At 62.0% G+C, this 22,021-nt stretch carries 22 protein-coding genes; 14 read left to right on the top strand and 8 right to left on the bottom strand.

Annotated elements, in window-relative coordinates; genetic code table 11:
- Window positions 1-20: 20 nt before the first annotated feature.
- Window positions 21-560 (bottom strand): chalcone isomerase family protein, encoded by a 540-nt coding sequence (locus tag NWV16_RS11145; protein WP_260523507.1) that lies wholly within the window; start codon window positions 558-560, stop codon window positions 21-23.
- A 146-nt stretch (window positions 561-706) separates the two neighbouring features.
- On the opposite strand from NWV16_RS11145, the gene NWV16_RS11140 reads away from it, so the two are divergent.
- Both NWV16_RS11140 and NWV16_RS11135 read left to right on the top strand, forming a co-directional pair.
- Window positions 707-1,480 carry a hypothetical protein gene (locus NWV16_RS11140; RefSeq protein ID WP_260523051.1) on the top strand — a complete coding sequence of 258 codons (774 nt, stop codon included), beginning with the start codon at window positions 707-709 and terminating at the stop codon, window positions 1,478-1,480.
- A gap of 86 nt (window positions 1,481-1,566) precedes the next feature.
- Entirely contained in the window at window positions 1,567-2,133 is a 567-nt protein-coding gene (locus NWV16_RS11135; protein WP_260523050.1) for a hypothetical protein, read from the top strand.
- A gap of 3 nt (window positions 2,134-2,136) precedes the next feature.
- Here the strand turns inward: NWV16_RS11135 and NWV16_RS11130 are convergent, their stop codons facing one another.
- The 4 genes from NWV16_RS11130 to NWV16_RS11115 form a co-directional block, all read right to left on the bottom strand.
- Entirely contained in the window at window positions 2,137-2,853 is a 717-nt protein-coding gene (locus NWV16_RS11130) for an alpha/beta hydrolase (RefSeq protein ID WP_260523049.1), read from the bottom strand.
- Between the two features lie 64 nt (window positions 2,854-2,917).
- Window positions 2,918-4,030 carry a succinylglutamate desuccinylase/aspartoacylase family protein gene (locus NWV16_RS11125; RefSeq protein ID WP_260523048.1) on the bottom strand — a complete coding sequence of 371 codons (1,113 nt, stop codon included), beginning with the start codon at window positions 4,028-4,030 and terminating at the stop codon, window positions 2,918-2,920.
- 126 nt (window positions 4,031-4,156) lie between these two features.
- On the bottom strand, window positions 4,157-4,936 hold the full coding sequence (locus tag NWV16_RS11120) for an ABC transporter substrate-binding protein (RefSeq protein WP_065260389.1): 780 nt from the start codon (window positions 4,934-4,936) through the stop codon (window positions 4,157-4,159).
- Window positions 4,937-5,191: 255 nt separating this feature from the next.
- A complete protein-coding gene (locus NWV16_RS11115) occupies window positions 5,192-5,626 on the bottom strand; it encodes a rhodanese-like domain-containing protein (RefSeq protein ID WP_260523047.1) in 435 nt (144 codons plus the stop codon).
- A gap of 102 nt (window positions 5,627-5,728) precedes the next feature.
- Here NWV16_RS11115 and ftrA point away from each other — a divergent pair, with 102 nt between their 5' ends.
- Complete coding sequence (gene ftrA / locus NWV16_RS11110; protein ID WP_260523046.1) at window positions 5,729-6,718, top strand: transcriptional regulator FtrA; 990 nt, start codon at window positions 5,729-5,731, stop codon at window positions 6,716-6,718.
- Here the strand turns inward: ftrA and cobF are convergent.
- Together cobF and NWV16_RS11100 are read right to left on the bottom strand one after the other, a co-directional pair.
- Entirely contained in the window at window positions 6,687-7,442 is a 756-nt protein-coding gene (cobF, locus tag NWV16_RS11105; protein WP_260523045.1) for a precorrin-6A synthase (deacetylating), read from the bottom strand. The genes ftrA and cobF overlap by 32 nt on opposite strands.
- Window positions 7,439-8,011: a histidine phosphatase family protein gene (locus tag NWV16_RS11100; RefSeq protein ID WP_260523044.1), complete on the bottom strand. Its 573-nt coding sequence runs from the start codon at window positions 8,009-8,011 to the stop codon at window positions 7,439-7,441. The genes cobF and NWV16_RS11100 overlap by 4 nt, the downstream gene beginning before the upstream one ends.
- Before the next feature lie 319 nt (window positions 8,012-8,330).
- Between NWV16_RS11100 and NWV16_RS11095 the strand changes: the two genes are divergently transcribed.
- The 8 genes from NWV16_RS11095 (at window position 8,331) to NWV16_RS11060 (ending at window position 16,588) form a co-directional block, all read left to right on the top strand.
- Window positions 8,331-9,185 carry a MurR/RpiR family transcriptional regulator gene (locus NWV16_RS11095; protein ID WP_260523043.1) on the top strand — a complete coding sequence of 285 codons (855 nt, stop codon included), beginning with the start codon at window positions 8,331-8,333 and terminating at the stop codon, window positions 9,183-9,185.
- A 2-nt stretch (window positions 9,186-9,187) separates the two neighbouring features.
- Window positions 9,188-9,832, top strand: a complete 645-nt coding sequence (locus NWV16_RS11090; protein WP_260523042.1) for an isochorismatase family cysteine hydrolase — start codon at window positions 9,188-9,190, stop codon at window positions 9,830-9,832.
- Complete coding sequence (locus NWV16_RS11085; protein ID WP_260523041.1) at window positions 9,829-11,160, top strand: glutamine synthetase; 1,332 nt, start codon at window positions 9,829-9,831, stop codon at window positions 11,158-11,160. The genes NWV16_RS11090 and NWV16_RS11085 overlap by 4 nt, the downstream gene beginning before the upstream one ends.
- Window positions 11,144-11,896: an N-formylglutamate amidohydrolase gene (locus NWV16_RS11080; protein ID WP_260523040.1), complete on the top strand. Its 753-nt coding sequence runs from the start codon at window positions 11,144-11,146 to the stop codon at window positions 11,894-11,896. Before NWV16_RS11085 ends, NWV16_RS11080 begins: the two co-directional genes overlap by 17 nt.
- 87 nt (window positions 11,897-11,983) lie before the next feature.
- Entirely contained in the window at window positions 11,984-13,333 is a 1,350-nt protein-coding gene (locus NWV16_RS11075; RefSeq protein ID WP_260523039.1) for an APC family permease, read from the top strand.
- A 118-nt stretch (window positions 13,334-13,451) separates the two neighbouring features.
- The gene (locus tag NWV16_RS11070; protein WP_260523038.1) at window positions 13,452-14,468 is read left to right on the top strand and encodes an arginine N-succinyltransferase; all 1,017 of its coding nucleotides are present in this window, start codon (window positions 13,452-13,454) and stop codon (window positions 14,466-14,468) included.
- Window positions 14,469-14,523: 55 nt separating this feature from the next.
- Window positions 14,524-15,558: an arginine N-succinyltransferase gene (astA, locus tag NWV16_RS11065; RefSeq protein WP_260523037.1), complete on the top strand. Its 1,035-nt coding sequence runs from the start codon at window positions 14,524-14,526 to the stop codon at window positions 15,556-15,558.
- A gap of 160 nt (window positions 15,559-15,718) precedes the next feature.
- A complete protein-coding gene (locus NWV16_RS11060) occupies window positions 15,719-16,588 on the top strand; it encodes an oxaloacetate decarboxylase (protein ID WP_221733829.1) in 870 nt (289 codons plus the stop codon).
- An 88-nt stretch (window positions 16,589-16,676) separates the two neighbouring features.
- Here NWV16_RS11060 and NWV16_RS11055 read toward each other — a convergent pair whose 3' ends face one another.
- Entirely contained in the window at window positions 16,677-17,912 is a 1,236-nt protein-coding gene (locus NWV16_RS11055; RefSeq protein ID WP_260523036.1) for a M20/M25/M40 family metallo-hydrolase, read from the bottom strand.
- A gap of 187 nt (window positions 17,913-18,099) precedes the next feature.
- Between NWV16_RS11055 and NWV16_RS11050 the strand changes: the two genes are divergently transcribed.
- The 3 genes from NWV16_RS11050 (at window position 18,100) to NWV16_RS11040 (ending at window position 22,000) form a co-directional block, all read left to right on the top strand.
- Entirely contained in the window at window positions 18,100-19,554 is a 1,455-nt protein-coding gene (locus NWV16_RS11050) for a flavin-containing monooxygenase (RefSeq protein WP_260523035.1), read from the top strand.
- Between the two features lie 16 nt (window positions 19,555-19,570).
- Window positions 19,571-20,509 (top strand): alpha/beta fold hydrolase, encoded by a 939-nt coding sequence (locus tag NWV16_RS11045; RefSeq protein WP_260523034.1) that lies wholly within the window; start codon window positions 19,571-19,573, stop codon window positions 20,507-20,509.
- A gap of 111 nt (window positions 20,510-20,620) precedes the next feature.
- A complete protein-coding gene (locus NWV16_RS11040; protein ID WP_260523033.1) occupies window positions 20,621-22,000 on the top strand; it encodes a VOC family protein in 1,380 nt (459 codons plus the stop codon).
- The last annotated feature ends 21 nt before the right edge of the window (window positions 22,001-22,021 follow it).

Genomic DNA, 22,021 nt, shown 5'->3' with positions numbered 1-22,021 from the left:
CAAGCGCCGATGTGCTGCGCTCAGGGGCTGGCAGTGCCGAGCAATTGTCGGCGCAATTCGGGACTGCGCGTGCGTGGATCCAGCCAGATATTGAAAAACGCCTGGGCGAACAGAGGATCGTCGATCTCATGTTGCAACTGTTGGCCGACAAAGAACCGTGCGCCCTGCCCCGGCAGATACACCCCGGTAATCCGCGTGCCGGCCTGGACGTCGACGAACGATTGCTGCATCTGCGCTTGCCACACGGCCAGTTGCGCCGGGCTGATGGACGAACCGGCCAGGCGTTTGATTTCCTCGACGCTGGCCTTGACCAGATCATCGCGGGACACGTTGCGCCGGTAGATCAATTCCAGGGCGAAAGGCTGACCATCGGCCAATGGTCGTGCGGCACTCCACAACCGGGCGTTATAAATGTCAAAACCGAACACGCTGAAGTCACCGGTGCCGATGATCTGCGCGCCGGGCACAGCGTCCTGCCAACTGGCCCAGGTCGGTGTCAGCAACAACGCCCACAAGCCGACTCCGCAGCATCCACGCAGCACCTTCGGTGTTCTGCCCATCGCGGCATCGACTCCGGTAAACCCTGATGACCAGAGCATAGTCGGCGATCCTTCTAGGCACTTTGTATACATTTATTGCATGCATTTACAGCAATCCATCACCGGCAATGCTACCGTGGCCGTCTCTTATCCACGGAGTCACCCGCGTGCTGATCCTCAAACTGCTGCTGATCCCCGGTTTTCTTTTGCTGATTTCCCTGGCGGGCAAACGTTGGGGACCCAGTGTGGCCGGGTGGCTTTCGGGGTTGCCGGTGGTGGTCGGGCCGATTCTGTTGTTCCTCGCCATCGAGCAAGGACCGGCGTTTGCCGCGCAATCGGCGGTCGCGGCGCTGTCGGCCATGTTTGCGATGATCGCGTTTTGCGTCACTTATGCGCAGGTGGCGCAGCGGGCGAACTGGCCGTTGGCGCTGGTGGTTTCTCTTTCGGTCTGGGCCGTGTTGGCGCTGATCCTGTCGCTGATTCCGGCGTCGCTGCCCTTCTCCGTCGTCGCCGCTGCGACCGCCCTCCTTGCAGCGCCCTATCTGTTTCCCAAGGTGCAACCGGTCACCAGCGGCCCGGCGCCGAAGTCGGACAAACTGGTCTGGCGGATGATTGCCGGGGCGGCGTTGACGCTGGTAGTGACGATGCTGGCCAGCACGGTCGGCGAGCGCTGGAGCGGATTGCTCGCGGTGTTCCCGGTGCTGGGCAGCGTGATGGCGGTGTTTTCCCAGCAGACGCGCGGGCCGGCATTCACCGCCGCGCTGTTACGGGCGACGGCCACGGGGATGTATTCGTTTTCGGCGTTTTGCCTGGTGTTGGCCCTGACGCTGCCAAGTCTGGCTTATGGCGGCTTCGTCGTGGCGGTGGCCGTTTCGGTGGCGATGCTCGGGGTCACCCGGCAGTTGCTGGCCAGACCGGCACCGACACCGTCGGCCCATTGAATCCGCCCGGACAAACCGCTCTGGAGTGCCGGGTATGCTCCGTGGGATGATCGCCGCCCAAGCGCGACCATCCCTCGGAGATTCGAATGTCATTGCTTAGCAAGAAAGCCGTCGTCCTGCTGCTGGCGGCGGTGGCCGGTTTCGGCGCCGTCAGTGCCCAGGCGGCCAAGGCCAAAGAGAAGGCTGTCACCGAGAAAGTCTCGATGCTCGACGGCAAGTTCAGTTTTGTCCTGCCCAAGGGCTTCGTCGGTGACCCGCTGCCGGCCGGCCCGACCGGTGCCAAGGGCACGATGTACACCAACCAGACCACCAAAACCGTGGTCATCACCGCCGAGAACCAGATTCCCGAAGGCAACAACGTCAAGGACAACGACAGTGCATTTCTCGACGGCACCGTCTCCGACTTCATCGAAGGCCAGCGCAAGGCACTGCCGGACTTCAACAAGCTCAGCGAGAAGAGCCTGACCCGCAAAAGCAATGGCCTGGGACTGCGTCAGGTGGACAGCACCGCAACCCAGGGCGGTGGCCAGACGCTCAACACCACGTTGATGGCCGGCTCCGGCACCCGCATGGCGCTGGTTCAGGTGATTTCCCGGGCCAGCGACAAGAGCGGTCACGACGCGCTGGTGAAAGCCATCCTCAGCGAAAAGTGATCATCACGGATTGAGTCGCTGCAACCAGCCGTTCAAATCCCGAAGCTCGGCCGCACTGATGCTGTGGCCGACCCCGGGATAGGCATGAAATTCCGGTGTGTAATCCAGCTTCTCCAGCAGCGTTTTGGCCGACGTGGCGCCACTGTAAGGCACCCGGTCATCCGCCGTGCCATGGCCGATGAAGATCGCCAGCGGCGGATGCTGCTGCGCTGACTCCAACTCATTCCTGAGCACCGGTAACACCCGCCCGCTCAATGCCGCAATGCCACCCACCGCTGCCGGCTGCCGCAACCCCACTTCGTAGGTCATCATGGCGCCCTGGCTGAAACCGATCAGGTACACCTTGTCCGGTCGGGCGTGATATTTCTGCGCGGCGGCGGTGACAAAGGCTCGCAGCTTCTGGCTGGCAGCCTTCAGATCATCGGTCTCGCCGTTGTAAGCGCCTTCGCCCTTCTTGCGAAACCACTGGAATCGTCCTTCGCCCAACGCCATGGGTGCCTGAACCGACAGGTAGTTGTATTGCACGGGCAGCTGAAATTTCATGCCGATCAGGTCGGCTTCGTTACTGCCATAGCCATGCAGGAAAATCACCAACGGACGCTGTTCGGCGTCCGGGTGAACCTGGGCCAGGTAGTTGAGTGGCAGATCGTTCTGCAGCGAGGTCTGAGCCTGAACGGCGGTAGACGCGAGCAGCGTCAGCAACGCAAACACTTTCAACATAAGCCTTCCTTCACACAGTGCAGGGTTCGGGGCAGAGCCTAACACTGTGGTTCGGCCGAAGGGGTCAGTCGTTGATCAACTTGCCCGCCCGAATCGGCTCGCGCCCCGCCACTTTCGCCTGCCAGGTGCCCGGCTGGGTGTAGCGCCCACGGTCGATGGCGAAGAGCACGCCGCTGGTGCCGGCGCGCACGGTGGTGATGCGATCCTTCAACGGATCGACCACTTCAAACAGGGGATCACCGCGCTCGACCCATTCACCGGCGTCGCGCAGAAAGCTCACCACGCCATGGTGCGGGGCGAACAGGTATTCGGTGCCTTCGAACGGCATGGCTTCGCAGCACGTTTGCGGCGCTTGCGGCCATTCGCCGCTGATGAACCCCTGTTCGGCGAGGAAGCCCAGGATCGCTTCGCAATTGGCCTGTGCCTGTTCGACCCGGGTATCGCCCATGCTACCCAGTTCCAGCGTGGTGGCGAGGTTGGCGGGTGGAATCGCAGCGTTCGGAAACAGCCTTGCCAGACGCAACCAGGGCGTGGAGCACGACTCGTCGAACGAACTGCCGCCTGAGTCTTCACACAACAGCGCCACGCCGGCTTTCAGGCGAGCGGCCAGGGATTGCCATTGCGGCCAGTGTTGCGGCAGCGCGTAAAGGTGAATCGCCGCCTCGAAATCGCAGTGCAGGTCCAGCGTGATGTCGGCGTCGCAGGCATGGCGCAGCAACAGACGATGCAGCGCTTCCAGTTGCGAGGTCGGGGCCGGCAGGTCGTCGAGCACTTGGCCCATGGTCTGGCGGATAAGGGCGATGTTGGCCTCGGCATCGTTACCCAACTGATCGCCGACGCGCGCGGCCACCGGGGCGCTGAGTTCGACGAAGGAGCGGTTGAAGTTCTTGCCGCTCGCCAGTTCGAAACGGCCCATGTGACTGCCTTGCAGGTGCTGATCGAGGCCGATGGGATTGGCCACCGGCACCAGTTCGATCACGCCTTGCAACCGGCCTTGCTGTTCCAGTTCGCTCAGGCGCTGCTTCAGTTCCCACGCGGTGCGCATGCCCGGCAACTCATCGGCGTGCAGGCTGGCCTGAATGTAGACCTTGCGCGGGCCGGTGCCGTAACGAAAGACGCTGAGCGCGCGCTCGCTGCCCAGGTGGCTCCAGGGCAGAACATGATCGATGCGTTGCATGGGGAACTCCGGAAATTCTGCAGTCGCTGCTGCACAGTGACTGCATTGAAAATGTGCTGACAGGATAAATCACAGGCGAAAAAAAAGTGGCCACCGCATCAACGGGGCCACTTTTTCCAAGGCTAATTAATGGCCGTACACGTCAAAGTCGAAGTACTTGTCCTGCACTTGCTTGTACTTGCCGTTGGCGCGGATTTCATTGATGGCGGTGTTGAATTTCTCCGCCAGCTCGGTATCGCCTTTACGCACGGCAATACCGGCGCCGCCGCCGAAGTATTTGGCGTCTTCGTAGGTCGGGCCGACGAATTCGAAGCCTTTGCCGGCGTCGGTTTTCAGGAAGCCGTCGCTCAGGTTGACCGAGTCGGCCAGCATCGCGTCGATACGACCGGACACCATGTCCAGGTTGGCTTCCTGCTGCGAGCCGTAACGCACCAGCTCGATCCCGGCCGGTACCAGCACTTCGGTGGCGTAGCGGTCGTGGGTACTGGCGCGCAGCACACCGACTTTCTTGCCCTTGAGCTCGACCAGCGGGTCTTTCACGCCGGAGCCTTGCTTCATCACGAAGCGCGCCGGGGTGTGGTAGTACTTGATGGTGAAATCGACGTTTTTCTTGCGATCGTCAGTGATGGTCATCGAGGACAGGATCGCGTCGATCTTCTTCACTTTCAGCGCCGGGATCAGACCGTCGAACTCTTGCTCGACCCAGGTGCATTTGACTTTCATCTGCTCACACAGCGCGTCGCCGATGTCCACGTCGAAACCGGCCAGTTTGCCGTCAGGGGTTTTCATCGAGAATGGCGGGTAACCGGCTTCGATACCGATACGGATCGGTTTGGCGTCTTCGGCCACGGCCGTCAGGGACAACATCGACAGTGCCAGGGCACCGAACATAACCAGCTTTTTCATTTATTACTCCCGTGTGCGGAGGCTTTTATTGGCAGCTTTCGATTGTCAGTTCCGGTCTCGGGCTGGTGAGCGCAAAGAAACCGAAGTGGCCGGCAGTCTATGGCGCCGCGCACGGGGCAAATTGTGTTTAAGCGACAAATACTTATAGAAAATCGGCGAGTGTCGTCGCGCTGGAAAAGTGTGCGCCAGAGCGGTGCAAGGGCTGTAGGACAAAGCCATTAAAAGTTGCCGCCGAGAGCGGCAACTCAACGGGTATCAGCAATCGCAGGCAATCGCAGGCGTCACGCTGCGGGGTGCCGGGATACTCAATTCGAAGCCCTCATCGAGCCAGCCGGTCACCCCGCCGATCATTTCCTTGACCGGGTAACCCAGCGCCGCCAGTTTCACCGCAGCCTTGTTGGCACCATTGCAGTGTGGCCCGGCGCAGTAGACCACGAACAGCGTGGAGCCCGGGTAGTCCGCCAGCGCTTCGGCCGTCATCAGGCGCCCCGGAATATTGATCGCCCCCGGCACATGACCGCGCTCAAAGGCCAGCGGCCCGCGCACATCCACCAGCACAAAGTCGACCTCGCCGGCCTCCTGGCTGCTGAAGACGTCGGAGCAGTCGGTTTCAAAGGTCAGACGGTTGCTGAAGTGCATCAGGGCAATGGCCGAAGGGGCTGCAGGAATTTGGCGAACCAGGCTGGGCATGTTGTGTTGCTCCTACGTCTGTGAAGGGATGAACAGACTTTATCGAGCCGTCGCTTGCCGCTACAGTGGCGCACAAGACACTCACCGGGAATTTTCCGCCAAATGCCTGATTCACCTGGATTGGTCGCGATCCTGGCCTACGACGGCCTCTGTACGTTCGAGTTCGGCATCGCCGTGGAGATCTTCGGCCTGGCCCGACCGGAATTCGAATTCCCGTGGTACACGCACTGCATCGCCGCCGTCGATCAGGGCCCGATGCGCGCCATGGGCGGGATTCAGGTTTTGGCCGATGGCGGTCTGGAGCTGTTGGCCCAGGCGCGCACCATCATCATTCCCGGCTGGCGTGACCGCAACGCGCCGGTCCCGGAAGCATTGCTCGAAGCATTGCGTGATGCGCACTCGCGCGGTGCCCGGCTGCTGTCGATCTGCTCCGGCGTCTTTGTGCTGGCGGCCAGCGGACTTCTCGACGGACACGGTGCCACCACCCATTGGCGCTACACCGCGGAGCTGGCCGAGCGCTTCCCGGCCATCGATGTCGATCCGGATGTGCTTTATGTCGATTCCGGCCAGTTGATCACCTCGGCGGGCAGCGCTGCCGGGATCGACGCCTGCCTGCACCTGGTGGCGCGGGACTTCGGTACTCAGGTCGCCAATTCAGTGGCGCGTCGGCTGGTGATGTCGCCGCAACGCACTGGCGGTCAGGCGCAGTTCATTCCGACACCGGTCAGCCCGACACCGCGCAGCGATCTGTCGCGTGTAATGCAGTGGGCCCGCGAGCGCCTGCACGAACCACTGGAAGTGCGCGATCTGGCTAGCGAAGCGGCGATGAGCGAACGCACCTTCCTGCGCAAGTTCACCCAGGCCAGCGGTCAGTCGCCCAAAGCCTGGCTGCAACACGAACGCCTGGCCCGGGCCCGGGAGTTGCTGGAAAGCACACCGCAGAACACCGAACAGATCGCCCAGCGCTGTGGCTATCGTTCGGTGGAGAGCTTTCGCGTGGCGTTTCGCAGCGTGGTCGGCGTGCCGCCCTCGGTGTATCGCGAGCGCTTTGGTCGAGAGGTCAAGGCTTGCGCAGCAGATACGTGTCCATGATCCAGCCATGCTCGGCCCGCGCCGCCTTGCGCACCCGCTCGATGTCATCGGCGACATCCTTGAGCTTGCCGCTGATGAGGATTTCATCCGGCGTGCCGAGGTAGGCCCCCCAGTAGATCTCTGTCTCCTGATCAGCCACCCGATGGTAGGAATCTTCGGCGTCGAGCATCACCACCAGGCTGTCGGTATCGCTCACCTGCCCCGCCGCGAGACGTCGACCGGTGGTGATTTCAATCGAGCGGCCGATGCTGTTCAACGGCACCTTGTGTTGCGCCGCCAGGGCCTGAACGCTGGTGATACCGGGGATCACGTCGAACTCGAACGCACATCGCCCCGAGGCCAGAATCGCCTGCAGGATACGAATCGTGCTGTCGTACAGCGCCGGATCGCCCCACACCAGAAAACCGCCGCACTGACCGTCAGACAATTCGTCATTGATCAGGTGTTCGAAGGTTTGCTGCCTGGCCCGGTTCAAATCATCAACGCTGCCCCCGTAATCCACGTCCCCGCGCTCCCGCTCCGGACTGCGGGCTTCGGCGAAGCGGTAGGTACGATCGGTGATGTAGCGCTCGCAGATTTCGCGACGCAGGTCGATTAACTTGTCCTTGCTCCGGCCCTTGTCCATGAGGAAAAACACGTCCACCTGATTCAACGCGTTCACGGCCTGCATCGTGATGTAGTCAGGGTTGCCGGCGCCTATGCCGATCACCAGCAATCGCTTCATGAGCCGTCTCCTTCAAGGTCGATGCCCTGCAAGCGTAGTCGCCAGCGCCCGAAGAAACGCAACTCGACGGCCGCCAGCGGCTCGACATCGATCCGGTTGAACGCCTCGCCCTGCAGGACCTGCATCAGCGCTGCCCGGATAACGAACGGATGGGTCACGGCCACCACATGGCCCGGCGTGATTTGCAGGGTCGCCAGCCACATGGCCACCCGCTCACAGAGCTGGACTACCGACTCACCGCCGGGCGGCGCAACGCCGGGGTCTTCGAGCCAGGCTTGCAGGGCTTGCGGTTCATCTCGCTGCAGGTCCTTGATCGACTGCCCCTGCCAACGGCCCCAGTCGCAATCGCGCAAGGCTTCATCAACCTGCGCGTCTGCACCGAACCATGCGGCGGTCTGGCGTGTGCGCAGTTCCGGACCGCAGATCAAACGACGCGGTAACTCGAACCGGGTGGCCAGGGAGTCAGATGCAACGACCCTTTTTTCAACGGGCTCATCTGTAGGAAAGCGCGCCAATTTTTGTGAGACGGTTCTGGCGTGGCAAATCAAGGTCAAACGGGTGGCTTGCACGCTGAGTCACTCGGTCAGAAAGTAAAAAACATCCGGCAAAGTGCCGACAGAGTCGTAATTGTGCCGTAAACCGGGCTCCTTCGTGACAGCCCCGAAATCACTCCCTCACAACAAAGCGGTAATTTCTGACACAACAATGGGCAATGGACTACAAGACCCATGGATATCCATGTAGCCCTTGCTACACGGGCATTTCGCCCCATTTTGGGGCTTCAATGACGTCGCGGAAAATTCACTAGACATGTAACGTCAGTTACATAAATACTGTTTTAACGGATTGTGAAGCGAATTCAACACCCCCCATCCAGCAGGAGCCCGGATGCCCCCTCTCAGAGACCTGATTACCGATCCCGGCCTGGACCTTACGCCGTCAGAGCGCAAAGTCGTCCGGGCCTTGCTCGATCAGTACCCGCGCAACGGGCTTGGCCCGATGGCGCGTCTGGCAGAGCACGCCGGTGTCAGCGATCCGACCATCGTGCGTCTGGTCAAAAAACTCGGTTTTGGCGGTTACGCCGAATTTCAGGACGCCCTGCTCAGCGACATGGACCATCGCCTGCGTTCGCCACGCACGCTGCTGCAGCCCCGTTCGAACCTGAAACAGGACGATGCCTGGAGCCACTATCTGGCCCACAGCCACAGCCTGCTGGCGGAAACCCAGGCTCTGACTCAACCCGAAGACGTGCGGATCCTGTCGCAATGGCTGCTGGACACCCGTCATCAGGTCTACTGCTTCGGCGGGCGCTTCAGCAGCCTGATGGCCACCTACCTGCTCAATCACCTGCGACTGCTGCGCCCCGGTTGTTTTGCCCTGGAAGACAACGCGCAACTGCCCGATCGCCTGTTCGATCTGCAACGTCAGGACGTGGTGCTGGTGTTCGACTATCGCCGCTACCAGACCCAGGCCCTGCGCGTGGCCACGGCGGCGAAGCACAACAATGCGCGGGTCGTGTTGTTCACCGACATCTACGCCTCGCCACTGCGGGAACTGGCCGACATGATCATCAGCGCCCCGGTGGAATCGGCGTCGCCGTTCGACACCATGGTCCCGGCGCTGGCCCAGGTCGAAGCGCTGATCGCCTGCCTGACCCTGCGCAGCCCGGACCTGGCCGACCGCCTGGAAGGCATCGATGCCTTGCGCAACGACTTCGACACCCATTTGCTGGAGGATAAATAAGGATGTTCAGCCTTCCCCATCGCTCGCCACGGGACCTGCCGTTTGTCACCGATCACACCGCGCTGTTGCTGGTGGACATGCAGCGTGCCTGGCTCGAGCCGCAGTTCGACCCGCACCTCGAAGGCCCGGACGCCGCTTACTTCCTCCATCGCACACGCTCGCTGGTGGTGCCCAATCAGGTGCGCCTGCTCAACGCCTTCCGCAATGCACGGCAGAACGTGCTGCACACCCTGATCGAAAGCCTGACCGCCGATGGTCGTGACCGCTCGCTGGATCACAAACTGTCGGACATGCACCTGCCCAAGGGCAGCCCGCAGGCACAGGTCATCGCTGAACTGACCCCGACAGAAAATGAAATCGTGCTGCCCAAGACCTCTTCCGGGGTCTTCAACTCGACCAACATCGACTACGTGCTGCGCAATCTGCAAACCCGTCATCTGATCATCGCCGGCATCGTCACCGACCAGTGCGTGGACATGGCCGTGCGCGACGCCGCCGACCGGGGCTATCTGGTGACGCTGGTGGCGGACGCCTGCGCGACCTACACCGAAGCACGCCATGACGCCTGCCTGAACGCGATCAAGGGCTACTGCTGGATCACCGACACCGACACCGTACTCGGTCGTCTGCGGGAGATGACGCCATGAGCGAGCGCCTGTCGCCACTGCCGATGACCACCATCGTTACCACCGACCTGATCGGCATCACCCGTGGCCGCTCGTTTCCCAGCGATGAACTGGAACACTATCAGGCGGCCGGTTGTGGCTGGGTGCCGGCCAACAGCGCGCTGACCCCGCAGGACATCATTGCCTCGACCAACCCATGGGGCGCTTACGGCGATCTGCGGCTGATTCCCGACCTTGCCAGCCGCGTCACCGTCGGCAACGGCCCGGACGCCGCCGCCCCGGCGCTGGATTTCATCCACGGCGACATCCGCGAGACCGACGGACGCCCGTGGGGCGCCTGCCCGCGCACGCTGCTGAGCGATGAAGTCGAGCGTTATCGCGATCAGCTCGGCTTGCAGGTCAACGCCGCGTTCGAACACGAATTCAACCTGCACGCCGGCTTCGCCGAACACCTGGCCTTTTCGCTGGAGTCCCAGCGCCAGGGCGCGGAGTTCGGCGGCTGGCTGCTCAGCGCCCTGCGCGCCGGCGGTGTCGAGCCGGAAATGTTCCTGCCCGAATACGGCAAGCATCAATACGAAATCACCTGCCGCCCGACCCTCGGCGTGGCGGCGGCGGATCGTGCAGTGAACGTGCGCGAGATCACTCGCGAGATCGCCCGGCAAATGGGCCTGGACCTGAGCTTCGCGCCCAAGACCGCCGCCGATGCGGTGTGCAACGGTGTACACCTGCACGTCAGCCTGCTGGACCTCGCGGGCCAGCCGATGCTCTATGACGCCGGCACCAGCAATGGCCTGTCGACCCTGGGTCAGCACTGGGCGGCTGGCGTGCTGCATTATTTGCCGGCGCTGTGTGCGTTCACTGCACCGACGCCGGTATCCTACGAGCGCTTGCAGCCGCATCACTGGAGCGCGTCCTACGCCTGCCTGGGCCAGCAGAACCGCGAAGCGGCGCTGCGCATCTGCCCGACCGTGAGCCTGGGCAACAAACCCGTCGCCAGGCAATACAACCTGGAGTTCCGCGCCATGGACGCCACCGCCTCGCCGCACCTGGCGATGGCCGCGTTGCTGATCGCCGGACGTCTGGGCATCGAACAGCGTCTGGCGCTGAACGCGATCACCGATGAAATCCCCGATTCACTCAACCAGGAACAACGGGCGGCCCGGGGCATCGTTGCCCTGCCCGCCTCACTGGCTCAGGCGCTGGATTGCCTGCGTCACAGCCAAGCGCTGACGGCAGCGCTGCCGGCACCGTTGCTCGACACCTATTTCGCCCTTAAAACCGAGGAACTGGCGCTGACGGAACAGCTCTCGCCCGCTGACCTGTGTGAGCACTATGCACGCCTGTACTGAATCCACCGAGCTTGGGTTGTACACCCGACCGGTCTACAACCTGATCCGCGAAGATTCGACGCACCCACTGATTCTGGTGTGCGAGCACGCCAGCCGCTACATCCCCGACGCCCTGAACAACCTGGGCCTGGATGACGCGGCGGCGCGTGAACACATCGCCTGGGACATCGGAGCGCTGGAGCTGGCCGAGCGACTGTCGGAAGAGATTGGCGCCACGCTGCTGAGCGCCAACTATTCCCGGTTGCTGATCGATCTCAACCGGCCCCGCCATGCCCCGGACAGCATTCCGGCGCAGAGCGAGATCTATCAGGTGCCCGGCAATCGCGAGCTCGACGAAGCCACCCGCGAATACCGACGTCAGAGCCTGTTCAAGCCATTCCATACACGGCTGCAACAGTTGATCGACGAACGTCTGGCCCAGGGTCGATCGGTGCGGGTGGTCGGGATTCACAGTTTCACCCCGGTTTACTACGGCCAGCCGCGTGAACTGGAAGCCGGTGTGCTGTTCGGCCAGGCAAAGGCCTACGCCCGGCGTCTGCTCGACGGGCTCGGTCAGCATCCGCTGAAAGTCGCCGGCAACCAGCCTTACAGGATCGACCCGCTGGGCGACATGACCGTGCCGGTGCACGGCGATGCCCGGGGCCTCGACTCGGTACTGATCGAGGTGCGCAACGACCTGCTGCGCAGCCCGGACGCGGTTTCCCGCTGGGCAAATTATCTGGCTCCACTGCTTTGAACATGGCTGTAAAAACTGCTGACGCTGTAAACGACGGACCGACATAACAACTAAAACGAACGATTGGCTGACAAGGAGTTGCGCTTCATGGAAATAGAAGAGTTCGGCTACAAACAGGAGTTGAAACGTAGCCTGACGCTGACCGACCTGGTGGTGTACGGGATGATCTTCATGATCCCCATCGCCCCGTTCGGCGTGTATGGCTACGTCAACGCCGAGGCACCGGGAATGGTGCCGCTGGCGTACATCATCGGCATGGTGGCGATGATCTTCACCGCGCTGAGCTATGGCAGCATGGCCCGGGCCTTTCCGATTGCCGGTTCGGTCTATTCCTACGCGCAACGCGGCCTGAACCAGCACGTCGGCTTCATCGCCGGCTGGCTGATGCTGCTCGACTACCTGCTGATTCCGCCACTGCTTTACGTTTACGCAGCGATGGCGCTCAACCATTTGTATCCGGACATCCCGAAAGTCGGCTTCATTCTCGCGTTCCTGGTCAGCGCGACCTTCGTCAACCTGCGCGGCATCACCTTCACCGCGCGCATGAACATCCTGTTCCTGCTGGCACAGCTGGTTGTACTGGGGATTTTCCTGTTCTACGCCTGGAACGCTCTGCACAACGGTGGCGGCAACGGCCAGCTGACCCTGGCGCCGCTGTATCACCCGCAAACCTTCAACTTCGCCCTGCTGATGCAAGCGGTGTCGATTGCGGTGCTGTCGTTCCTCGGTTTCGATGCGATCTCCACACTGGCCGAAGAGATCAAGGGCGATCCGGGCCGCAGTGTCGGCAAAGCGGCGCTGATCACTCTGATGGTGATGGGCGCGATTTTCGTCGTGCAAACCTGGATCGCCACCGATCTGGCAGCGGGCATGGGCTTCAAGTCCGCCGACACCGCGTTCTATGAAATCGCCGAAATCGCCGCCGGCAGCTGGCTGGCGACCCTGACCGGCGTCGCCACGGCCCTGGCCTGGGGCGTCGCGGTGGCGATCACTTCGCAAGCCGCCGTCTCGCGTCTGCTGTTCGGCATGGCCCGTGACGGCAAGCTGCCGAAAGTGCTGGCCCGGGTACATCCAAAACACAACACGCCGTACTTGAGCATCTATCTGGTGGCCGTGCTGTCGCTGGTGATCTGCTACCTGTTCATCAACTCGGTGGACACGCTGACTTCGCTGGTCAACTTCGGCGCCCTGAGCGGCTTCATGCTGCTGCACCTGACCGTGATCAATTACTACTGGCGCCGGCAGAAGTCCGGCCAGGTGATCCGTCACCTGATCTGCCCGGTGATCGGCTTCGGCATCGTCGCGGCCATCATGTACAACATGGGTGTCGATGCGCAGAAACTCGGCCTGATCTGGATCGTCCTGGGTCTGGTGTACCTGTTCTTCCTGAACAGGCTCGGCGCCAGTGCCGCGCTGCCCGACCCGAGCAATGGCTGACAAGAAAAAGGGCGGCGTCTGACAAGAATTCAGGCGACCGCCGCTTTAACGCGTGGAAACCGACAGTGATAGTCAGGTTCGGCGAACGTGCCGAACCTTTTGATACAGGAGTGCATCCATGCTGGTCTTACGCCCAGTCGAGCCTACCGACCTGCCTCAATTGCAACAACTGGCCCGGGACAGCCTGGTGGGTGTCACGTCCCTGCCGGACGACCGCGAACACCTGGGCGGGAAAATCGCCGCGTCCTGCGCGTCGTTCGAGAGCAACGCCTCGGCCCAGGGCCCGGAGAATTATTTTTTTGTACTGGAAGACCAGGAACACCAGCGTCTGGTGGGCTGCTCGGAGATCCTCGCCACTGCCGGCTTCAACGAACCGTTCTACAGCCTGCGCAATCGCCACTTCACCAGTGCTTCGCGGGAACTGCACATCGAACACGGCGTGCCGGCACTGTCGCTGTGCCACGACCTGAGCGGCCACACGCTGCTGCGCGGTTTTCACATCGACGCAGCGCTGGTGCGCACGCCGTACTCGGAACTGCTGTCGCGGGCGCGCCTGATGTTCATCGCCGCCCATGCGCCACGTTTCGCCGAAGCGGTGATCACCGAGATCGTCGGTTACAGCGACGAACAGGGGCAGTCGCCGTTCTGGGATGCGCTGGGCAAACACTTTTTCGACCTGCCCTACGTCGAGGCCGAACGTCTGTGCGGCTTGCAGAGCCGTACGTTTCTCGCCGAACTGATGCCGCAATACCCGATCTACGTGCCGATGCTGCCACCAGCGGCGCAGGCGTGCATCGGCCGGGTACACCCCGACGGCCAGGAAGCCTTCGATATCCTCGAACGGGAAGGTTTTGAAACCAACAGCTACATCGACCTGTTCGATGCCGGTCCGACCCTGTACGCACGCACCGGCAATATCCGCTCGATTGCCGGCAGTCGGGTCGCCACGGTCCGGGAGGAACCCCGGATCGACGCACGTGGTCGTTATCTGGTGAGTAACGATGCGCTGCATGGATACAGAGCAACGGTCGCCGAGCTGGATTACCAGCCCGACCAGCCCTTGGCGCTGACGCCGGCGATGTGTGCCGCGCTGAAGGTCAGCCATGGCGGCAATGTTCGGGTGGTCGCCCTGTGAACCGCGCCGGTATTTCACGACAGTGCCCGAGCAGGCGCGCAAAAGGAGTTGCAGCATGATTGTCCGTCCGGTCCAAGTCAGCGACCTGCCCGCCCTGATGACGCTGGTGCAGCAGGCCGGGCCCGGGTTCACCACCCTGCCGGCCAATGAAGATCGCCTGTCTCATCGGGTACGCTGGGCCCAACGCGCCTTCGCCGAGCAGGTCGAGCGCGCCGATGCCGATTACCTGTTCGTGCTTGAAGACGATGAGCACCGGGTGGTCGGGGTCAGTGCCCTGACCGGCGCCGTGGGCCTGCGCGAGCCCTGGTACAACTACCGGGTCGGACTGACTGTCAGCTCGGCACCGGACCTTGGCATTCAGCGACAGATTCCGACGCTGTTCCTCAACAATGAACTGACCGGCCAATCGGAACTGTGTTCGCTGTTTCTGCGCCACGACCAGCGCCACGGCAGCAACGGCCGTCTGCTGTCGTTGGGGCGTTTACTGTTCGTCGCCGAATTCCCGCATCTGTTCGGCGAGAAGATGATTGCCGAACTGCGCGGGAGTGCCGACGAGCAAGGCTGCTCGCCATTCTGGGACAGCCTGGGCCGGCACTTCTTCCAGATGGACTTCAGCCACGCCGACCATTTGTCCGGATTGGGCAACAAGTCGTTCATCGCCGAACTGATGCCGCGCCAGCCGCTGTACACCTGTCTGCTCACCGAACAGGCCCAGGCGGTGATCGGTCAGGCCCACCCCAACACCGAACCGGCGCTGAAGATTCTCCAGGCCGAAGGTTTTGCGCATAAGGGTTATATCGATATCTTCGACGGCGGCCCGGTCATCGAGGCGCCGATCCACAGCATCCGCACCGTGCGCGACAGCCTGGAACTGAGCCTGAGCATCGGCACGCCGGACGACCAGGCGCCGCTGTGGCTGATCCACAACCGGCGTCTGGAAAACTGCCGCATCACCGTGGCGCCGGGGCGTCGGGTCGGCGGCACTCTGGTGGTCGACCGCCTCACCGCCAAGCGCCTGCAATTGCAGCCGGGCAACTCGGTGCGGGCGGTGCCGTTGCCCAATCAACAGCAGCAGGCGGTGGCGGCCTGAGCGCCCCAGCCTGCGGCAAACAAGCCTGAACAGGTTTTTCCTGGTTAACTTCCTCGTTAATTCGTCATGATCCTTGACCCATTGGCGTGATAGCCTTTTCACCTTCGGCGTTGACACCTTTGCTCAAGCCTTTCCATTCCTTTGTATTGGTGGAACTCGTATGACCAGGCTTTCTCATCAAGATTTGCGCCGTAACTTCCGTCAGCTGCTGGCCTCCGACACCTGCTATCACACCGCCTCGGTGTTCGATCCGATGTCCGCCCGCATCGCCGCTGACCTGGGTTTTGAAGTCGGGATTCTCGGCGGCTCGGTCGCCTCGTTGCAGGTGCTGGGCGCTCCGGACTTTGCCCTGATCACCCTCAGCGAATTCGCCGAACAGGCCACCCGCATCGGCCGCGTCGCCCAATTGCCGGTGATCGCCGACGCCGACCACGGCTACGGCAACGCGCTCAATGTGATGCGCACCATCGTCGAACTGGAGCGCGCCGGCGTCGCCGCCCTGACCATCGAAGACACCTTGCTGCCGGCCCAGTTCGGCCGTAAATCCACCGACCTGATCACCGTCGCCGAAGGCGTCGGCAAGATCCGCGCCGCACTGGAAGCACGGGTCGATTCGGAAATGGCGATCATCGCCCGGACCAACGCCGGCATCCTGCCCAACCAGGAAATCATCAGCCGCACCCGCCAGTATCAGGCTGCCGGCGCCGATGGCATCTGCATGGTCGGCGTCCAGGATTTCGACCAGCTCGAGCAGATCGCCGAACACCTGACCGTCCCGCTGATGCTGGTGACTTACGGCAACCCGGCGCTGCGCGACGACAAGCGCCTGGCCGAACTGGGCGTGCGCGTGACCATCGACGGCCACGGTGCTTACTTCGCGGCGATCAAGGCCACCTACGACAGCCTGCGCGAACAACGGCAGATCTTCACCCAGGCCTCGGACCTGAGCGCCACCGAATTGACCCACACCTACACCCAGCCTGAGGAATACATCCTCTGGGCCAAGGAATACATGAGCGTCAAAGAGTAACCCCGCACCACGTTACAAAGAGGCAGAGCGGCCCGACGCCATCACGAGTCCACTCGCATGGCGCCCGCCGCGAAACCGCTGGCTGCCGTTACTGTTTCGCCAACTCCATCATCATCCGCGCCAACAGATAAATCCGCGGCGCCACACTCTCCACTTCGGCGTATTCCTCTGGCGTATGAATGTTGCCGCCGACAATCCCGAAACCGTCCAGCGTCGGCGTTCCCACCCCGGCCGATAAACTCGCATCCGCCGCCCCACCGCTGCCTTCTTCAGTCAACTTGCGACCAATCTCGCCGTAAATCCCTTGGGCCATCGCCATCAAACGATCCGACTCCGCCGTCTGCGGCATCGGCGGCAGGCCGCGTTGCAGTGTGGTCTTCACTTCAGTCTCGGGGATCAACTTGTCCTGCGACACCCGCGCCAGATCCTTCTCGATCCGGTCGAACTCTTCCGGCACCGCTGCCCGCACGTCTGCTTTCGCGGTGGCCTGATCCGGGATCACATTGGTGCGGTCACCCGCCTTGAGCACGGTGAAGTTGATGGTGGTTTTCTTCGCTTCGTCGCCGAGCTTGCCCAGTTGCAGGATCTGGTGCGCCGCCTCCATCGCCGCGTTGCGCCCCAGTTCCGGCGCGACACCGGCGTGAGCTGCCTTGCCCTTCACTTCGACCAGCGCGGTGGCGCTACCCTTGCGCCACACCACCAGGCCATCCGCCGGGCGACCCGGCTCAAGGTTGAGCGTCACGTCGTGCAGTTTGGCGGTTTTCTTGATCAGGTCGGTGGCGACGTCCGAACCGGTTTCCTCGCTGGCGTCGAGCAGGAACGTGATTTGCGCGTAGTCCTTGAAGTCGAGGTTCTTGAGGATTTTCAGCGCATAGATGCCGGCGACGATGCCGCCCTTGTCGTCCATCACCCCTGGCCCGTAGGCGCGGCCGTCCTTGATGTGAAACGGTCGCTCGGCGGCGGAGCCTTCCTTGAACACGGTGTCCATGTGCGCCATCAGCAGGATTTTTGCCTTGCCGGTGCCTTTGAACGTGGCGAGTACGTGGTGGGTCTTTTCCGGCGTGTTGGGCACGAGCTCGATGCTGGCTCCAAGCTTTTTCAGCTCGTCGATCGCGATTTCGCTGACTTGCCTGAGGCCGTTTTCATCGCCGGAACCGGAATCGATGTTGACCAGCCGCTCCAGCAGCTTCAGGGCTTGCGGCTTGTACTGTTCGGCGTCGGCGAGCACCTGCTTGTGCGGTTCGGCGAAAGCCCCGGCGGCTGCCAAAGAGAGGGTCAGGCCGAGGCCGGCGGCCAGCAGAGAACGAGGGAAATTGAACGTCATGAATCAATCCTTGTTTCGTGTCGGGTACTGAACCGTACCTGACATCGCCCCGGGGCTCCATACCGGATGCGACCCCCATCCTGTCCAGAGCGAAGCCGGATCCGCGCCACTTCCAGCACACGTCAGGCAAATGGTTGGCTATACATGAAAGGAAGAAAACGGAAAAAAGACTTCAAGAAGGAACCCCATGCAGCGCTATCAAGTGTTGATCATCGGCAGCGGCTTTGGTGGCCAGTGTGCGGCGGTCAACCTGCTCAAGGCCGGCATCGACGATTTTCGCCTGCTGGAACGGCGGGACTTTTTCGGCGGCACCTGGTGCCAGAACACTTACCCCGGCGCGGCGGTGGACGTGCCGTCGCCCCTGTATTCGCTGTCGTTCGCGCCCTTCCCGTGGACACAGATGTTCGCCGGACAGGCCGAGCTGCATCGCTACACCGAACAGGTGATCGAGCGCTTCGGTCTGCGCGACCGGGTGGAACTGCAAGCCAATGTCGAACAAATCGAATGGGACGACGGCGCAAAGCGCTGGGCCGTACACACCGGCACCAAGGGCACCTACTACGCGCAGTTCCTGATCAATGCCACCGGACCATTGAGCCAGCCGGTCGTCCCGCACTTCCCCGGTCAGGATCGCTTTCAGGGCAAGACCTTTCATACAAACCATTGGGATCACAGCTACGACTATCGCGGTAAACGGGTGGCCATCGTCGGCAGCGGCGCCAGTGCGGTGCAAGTGATTCCGACGATTGCAGCGGATGTTGCGCATTTGCACGTCTTTCAGCGAACACCCCACTGGGTACTGCCACGCCCCGACCGAAAGTTCGGACGTTTCCAGCGCTGGCTGCTGGGATTGAAACCAGCCTGGAAGCTGTTGCGCTGGATGATCTACTGGCAGTTCGAAACCCGGATCATCGCCTTCAAATACTCGAAACCGGCGATTCACATGGTGCAGAACCAGGCGCTGAAATTTCTCAGACGCCAGGTTGCCGATCCCGAACTGCAGCGAAAACTCACACCGGACTTCACCATCGGCTGCAAAAGGGTGTTGCTCTCCAACACCTATTACCCGGCGCTGACCCGCGCCAATGTCACGCTGCACAGTCGCGAACAGGCCATCGCCGCCCTCGACGAAACCGGCATCACCACCACGGATGGCCTGCACATCGATGTCGACCTGATCATCTGGTCGACCGGTTATGACGCCACCGATGGCGTGATTTCCTACCCGGTCAGCGGAAAAAACGGCATCAAACTGCGCGACGTCTGGGCGCAGTATCCCCGCGCCTATCTCGGCACCAGCCTGCCGGACTTTCCCAACCTGTTCATCGTCACCGGGCCGAACACCGGCATCGGTCACACCTCGGCACTGTTCATCATCGAATCGCAGATGAACTACATCCTCGACTGCATCCGCACCGTTCAAGCCAAAGGACTGCGCAGCATCGAAGTTCGCCACGAAGCAGAACGTACCTACACTCAGATGATTCACCGGGAGATGGAGCGCACGGTCTGGAAAACCGGCGGCTGCCACAGTTGGTATCAAAGCAGGAGCGGTCATGTGATCGCGATGTTCCCCGGCTTCAGTTTCAGCTTTTACCGGTTGACCCGTGGGCTGAAACCGGCCGACCACATTCTGTCTTGAACAAGGAAGACCTCCGATGCTCTTGCTGTTTGTCGCCCTCGCGGTTTTCGTGGCCTGGAGCTGGTTGAGCTACCCGGCGGTCGGCCACTGGCTCTACGATCTGAGCACGGCCCTGGAGGCCAGACTCTATCGCTTGCACAAAATCGAAGTGCCGATCGCCGAAATGACCGTCTCGACCTGGCAAGGCGGCCCCTATGAAGCGTCCAGCAGCATTCTGATGCTGCACGGCTTCAGCGCCGAAAAGAACCTGTGGTTGCGCTTCGCCCGGCATTTTGTCGGGCAGTACCGAGTGATCATCCCGGACATCGCCGGCCACGGCGAAACCGGCTTCAAGGCCGGTGGCGGCTACGACATTCCGCTTCAGGCCAAGCGCATGATCCAGTTGCTCGATGTCTGCGGCGTCGAGAAAGTCCACGTGATCGGCAACTCCATGGGCGGTTACATCGCCGCGTGGCTGGCGGCGACCTACCCGGACCGTATCGCTTCGGTGGCGCTGATCGACCCGGCAGGCGTCACTGCGCCCGAGGCCAGCGACATGGAGCGTCACCTGGCTCGTGGGCACAATCCGTTCCTGATCAATTCACGAGAAGAATTCCGACACTTCTATGCGATGACCATGGCCTCACCGCCATGGGTGCCTGGCCTGGTGCTGGACGCCATTGCCCAGCGCTACGAGCAACAACGGGACGAACTGGAAGAAATTTTCCGGGATTTCCGCGCCAGTCCGCCGATGGAACCCAGACTGGCCGACATCAAGTGCCCGGCGCTGCTGCTCTGGGGCCGCAAGGACCGGTTGATCGATGTCAGCAGCGTGCCGGTGTGGAGCAAAGGCATCACCAATCTGCGGGTGGATGTGTGGGACGGGGTCGGTCATATGCCGATGGTCGAACAGCCGTCGAACACGGCGCGTTTGTATCGGGAGTTCCTCGGAGAACATTCGCGCACGGACAGGTAAACGATCAGTCGTTGGCAGAATGAAGTCCGTAGGATTCTTCGTTTGCCCGCGCAAGCGAAGGCTGCGATCTTTTCCTCCATCCTTTACGTGACCGTGCCAGGAATTTTTTTCATGACCGTGCAGCCGTTCGTCAGCCCCGACCTGATTCGCCAGCGCTTCTCCAAAGCGATGTCCGACATGTATCGCGAAGAGGTGCCTCTGTACGGCGCCCTGATGGAACTGGTGGAGCAGACCAACCGCGATGTACTTGCACGCGAACCGCAGCTCGCCAGTCAATTGCACAGCACCGGCGAAATCGAACGGCTGGACATGGAGCGCCACGGGGCAATCCGCGTGGGCACCGCCACCGAGCTGGCCACTCTCGCTCGCCTGTTCGCCGTGATGGGCATGCAGCCCGTGGGTTATTACGACCTGACGCCTGCCGGAGTGCCGGTGCATTCCACGGCATTCCGTGCGGTGCATGAAGCTGCGCTGCAGGTCAGCCCGTTCCGGGTGTTCACCTCATTGCTGCGGCTGGAATTGATCGAAGACCCCGAACTGCGGGCCTTCGCCCGATCGGTGCTGGATCAGCGTTCGATCTTTACGTCAGAGGCGCTGCGCCTGATTGAACGGGCCGAATCCGTCGGCGGACTGAATGAATCCGAAGCCGGGGAATTCGTCCTGCAAGCGCTGGAGACTTTTCGCTGGCACCACAGCGCGACCGTCACCGCCGCGCAATACCAGACCCTCAGTGCTCAGCATCGACTGATCGCCGATGTCGTCGCGTTCAAAGGCCCGCACATCAACCACCTGACCCCACGCACCCTGGACATCGACATTGTTCAGGCGCAGATGCCGCTGCATGGCATCACCCCGAAAGCGGTCATTGAAGGGCCACCTCGTCGGCAACATCCGATCCTCCTGCGCCAGACCAGTTTCAAGGCGCTGGACGAGCCGATCGCTTTCACCGACCAGACGCAGACCCGTGGCAGCCACAGCGCCCGCTTCGGCGAAATCGAACAACGGGGCGCAGCGCTGACACCCAAGGGTCGGGCGTTGTACGACCGCCTGCTGAATGCAGCACGAGATGAGCTGGGCGACTTTCCCAACGAAGCCAACGCCTCGCGCTACAACGCGCTGATGGCGCAGCACTTCAGCGAATTCCCGGACAGCCTCGATGGCATGCGCGAGGAGGAATTGGCGTATTTTCGCTATTTCGTGACGGACAAAGGGCTTGCGGCGGGTCGTCCTGCACAGGTCTCGCTTAAAGAACTGCTGCGCGACGGGTATGTGAAAGCCGAACCGCTGGTGTACGAAGATTTCCTGCCGGTCAGTGCAGCGGGGATTTTTCAGTCAAACCTGGGCGACGCGGCGCAGGCGCACTATGGCGAACATTCCAACCGGCAGTCCTTCGAACAGGCCCTGGGACGCTCGACCATCGATGAGCTGGGGCTGTATGCCGAAACCCAGCGACGCTCGATCGAAGAATGCCTCGCTGCGTTGACTCGATAAGCGACGAAACGGCGCCTGGCC

The sequence above is a fragment of the Pseudomonas sp. BW7P1 genome (genome assembly GCF_024981055.1).
Lineage (GTDB): Bacteria > Pseudomonadota > Gammaproteobacteria > Pseudomonadales > Pseudomonadaceae > Aquipseudomonas > Aquipseudomonas bananamidigenes.
The sequence above is the reverse complement of the archived record's forward strand: the minus strand, read 5'-3'. Positions and strand labels throughout refer to the sequence as shown.

Excerpts from the sequence above, each read along its gene's own strand:
- NWV16_RS11145 (WP_260523507.1), bottom strand. The coding sequence starts at position 560 with ATGGGCAGAACACCGAAGGTGCTGCGTGGATGCTGCGGAGTCGGCTTG.
- NWV16_RS11135 (WP_260523050.1), top strand. The coding sequence starts at position 1,567 with ATGTCATTGCTTAGCAAGAAAGCCGTCGTCCTGCTGCTGGCGGCGGTG.
- NWV16_RS11130 (WP_260523049.1), bottom strand. The coding sequence starts at position 2,853 with ATGTTGAAAGTGTTTGCGTTGCTGACGCTGCTCGCGTCTACCGCCGTT.
- NWV16_RS11125 (WP_260523048.1), bottom strand. The coding sequence starts at position 4,030 with ATGCAACGCATCGATCATGTTCTGCCCTGGAGCCACCTGGGCAGCGAG.
- NWV16_RS11120 (WP_065260389.1), bottom strand. The coding sequence starts at position 4,936 with ATGAAAAAGCTGGTTATGTTCGGTGCCCTGGCACTGTCGATGTTGTCC.
- NWV16_RS11115 (WP_260523047.1), bottom strand. The coding sequence starts at position 5,626 with ATGCCCAGCCTGGTTCGCCAAATTCCTGCAGCCCCTTCGGCCATTGCC.
- ftrA (WP_260523046.1), top strand. The coding sequence starts at position 5,729 with ATGCCTGATTCACCTGGATTGGTCGCGATCCTGGCCTACGACGGCCTC.
- cobF (WP_260523045.1), bottom strand. The coding sequence starts at position 7,442 with ATGAAGCGATTGCTGGTGATCGGCATAGGCGCCGGCAACCCTGACTAC.
- NWV16_RS11095 (WP_260523043.1), top strand. The coding sequence starts at position 8,331 with ATGCCCCCTCTCAGAGACCTGATTACCGATCCCGGCCTGGACCTTACG.
- NWV16_RS11090 (WP_260523042.1), top strand. The coding sequence starts at position 9,188 with ATGTTCAGCCTTCCCCATCGCTCGCCACGGGACCTGCCGTTTGTCACC.
- NWV16_RS11085 (WP_260523041.1), top strand. The coding sequence starts at position 9,829 with ATGAGCGAGCGCCTGTCGCCACTGCCGATGACCACCATCGTTACCACC.
- NWV16_RS11080 (WP_260523040.1), top strand. The coding sequence starts at position 11,144 with ATGCACGCCTGTACTGAATCCACCGAGCTTGGGTTGTACACCCGACCG.
- NWV16_RS11075 (WP_260523039.1), top strand. The coding sequence starts at position 11,984 with ATGGAAATAGAAGAGTTCGGCTACAAACAGGAGTTGAAACGTAGCCTG.
- NWV16_RS11070 (WP_260523038.1), top strand. The coding sequence starts at position 13,452 with ATGCTGGTCTTACGCCCAGTCGAGCCTACCGACCTGCCTCAATTGCAA.
- astA (WP_260523037.1), top strand. The coding sequence starts at position 14,524 with ATGATTGTCCGTCCGGTCCAAGTCAGCGACCTGCCCGCCCTGATGACG.
- NWV16_RS11060 (WP_221733829.1), top strand. The coding sequence starts at position 15,719 with ATGACCAGGCTTTCTCATCAAGATTTGCGCCGTAACTTCCGTCAGCTG.
- NWV16_RS11055 (WP_260523036.1), bottom strand. The coding sequence starts at position 17,912 with ATGACGTTCAATTTCCCTCGTTCTCTGCTGGCCGCCGGCCTCGGCCTG.
- NWV16_RS11050 (WP_260523035.1), top strand. The coding sequence starts at position 18,100 with ATGCAGCGCTATCAAGTGTTGATCATCGGCAGCGGCTTTGGTGGCCAG.
- NWV16_RS11045 (WP_260523034.1), top strand. The coding sequence starts at position 19,571 with ATGCTCTTGCTGTTTGTCGCCCTCGCGGTTTTCGTGGCCTGGAGCTGG.
- NWV16_RS11040 (WP_260523033.1), top strand. The coding sequence starts at position 20,621 with ATGACCGTGCAGCCGTTCGTCAGCCCCGACCTGATTCGCCAGCGCTTC.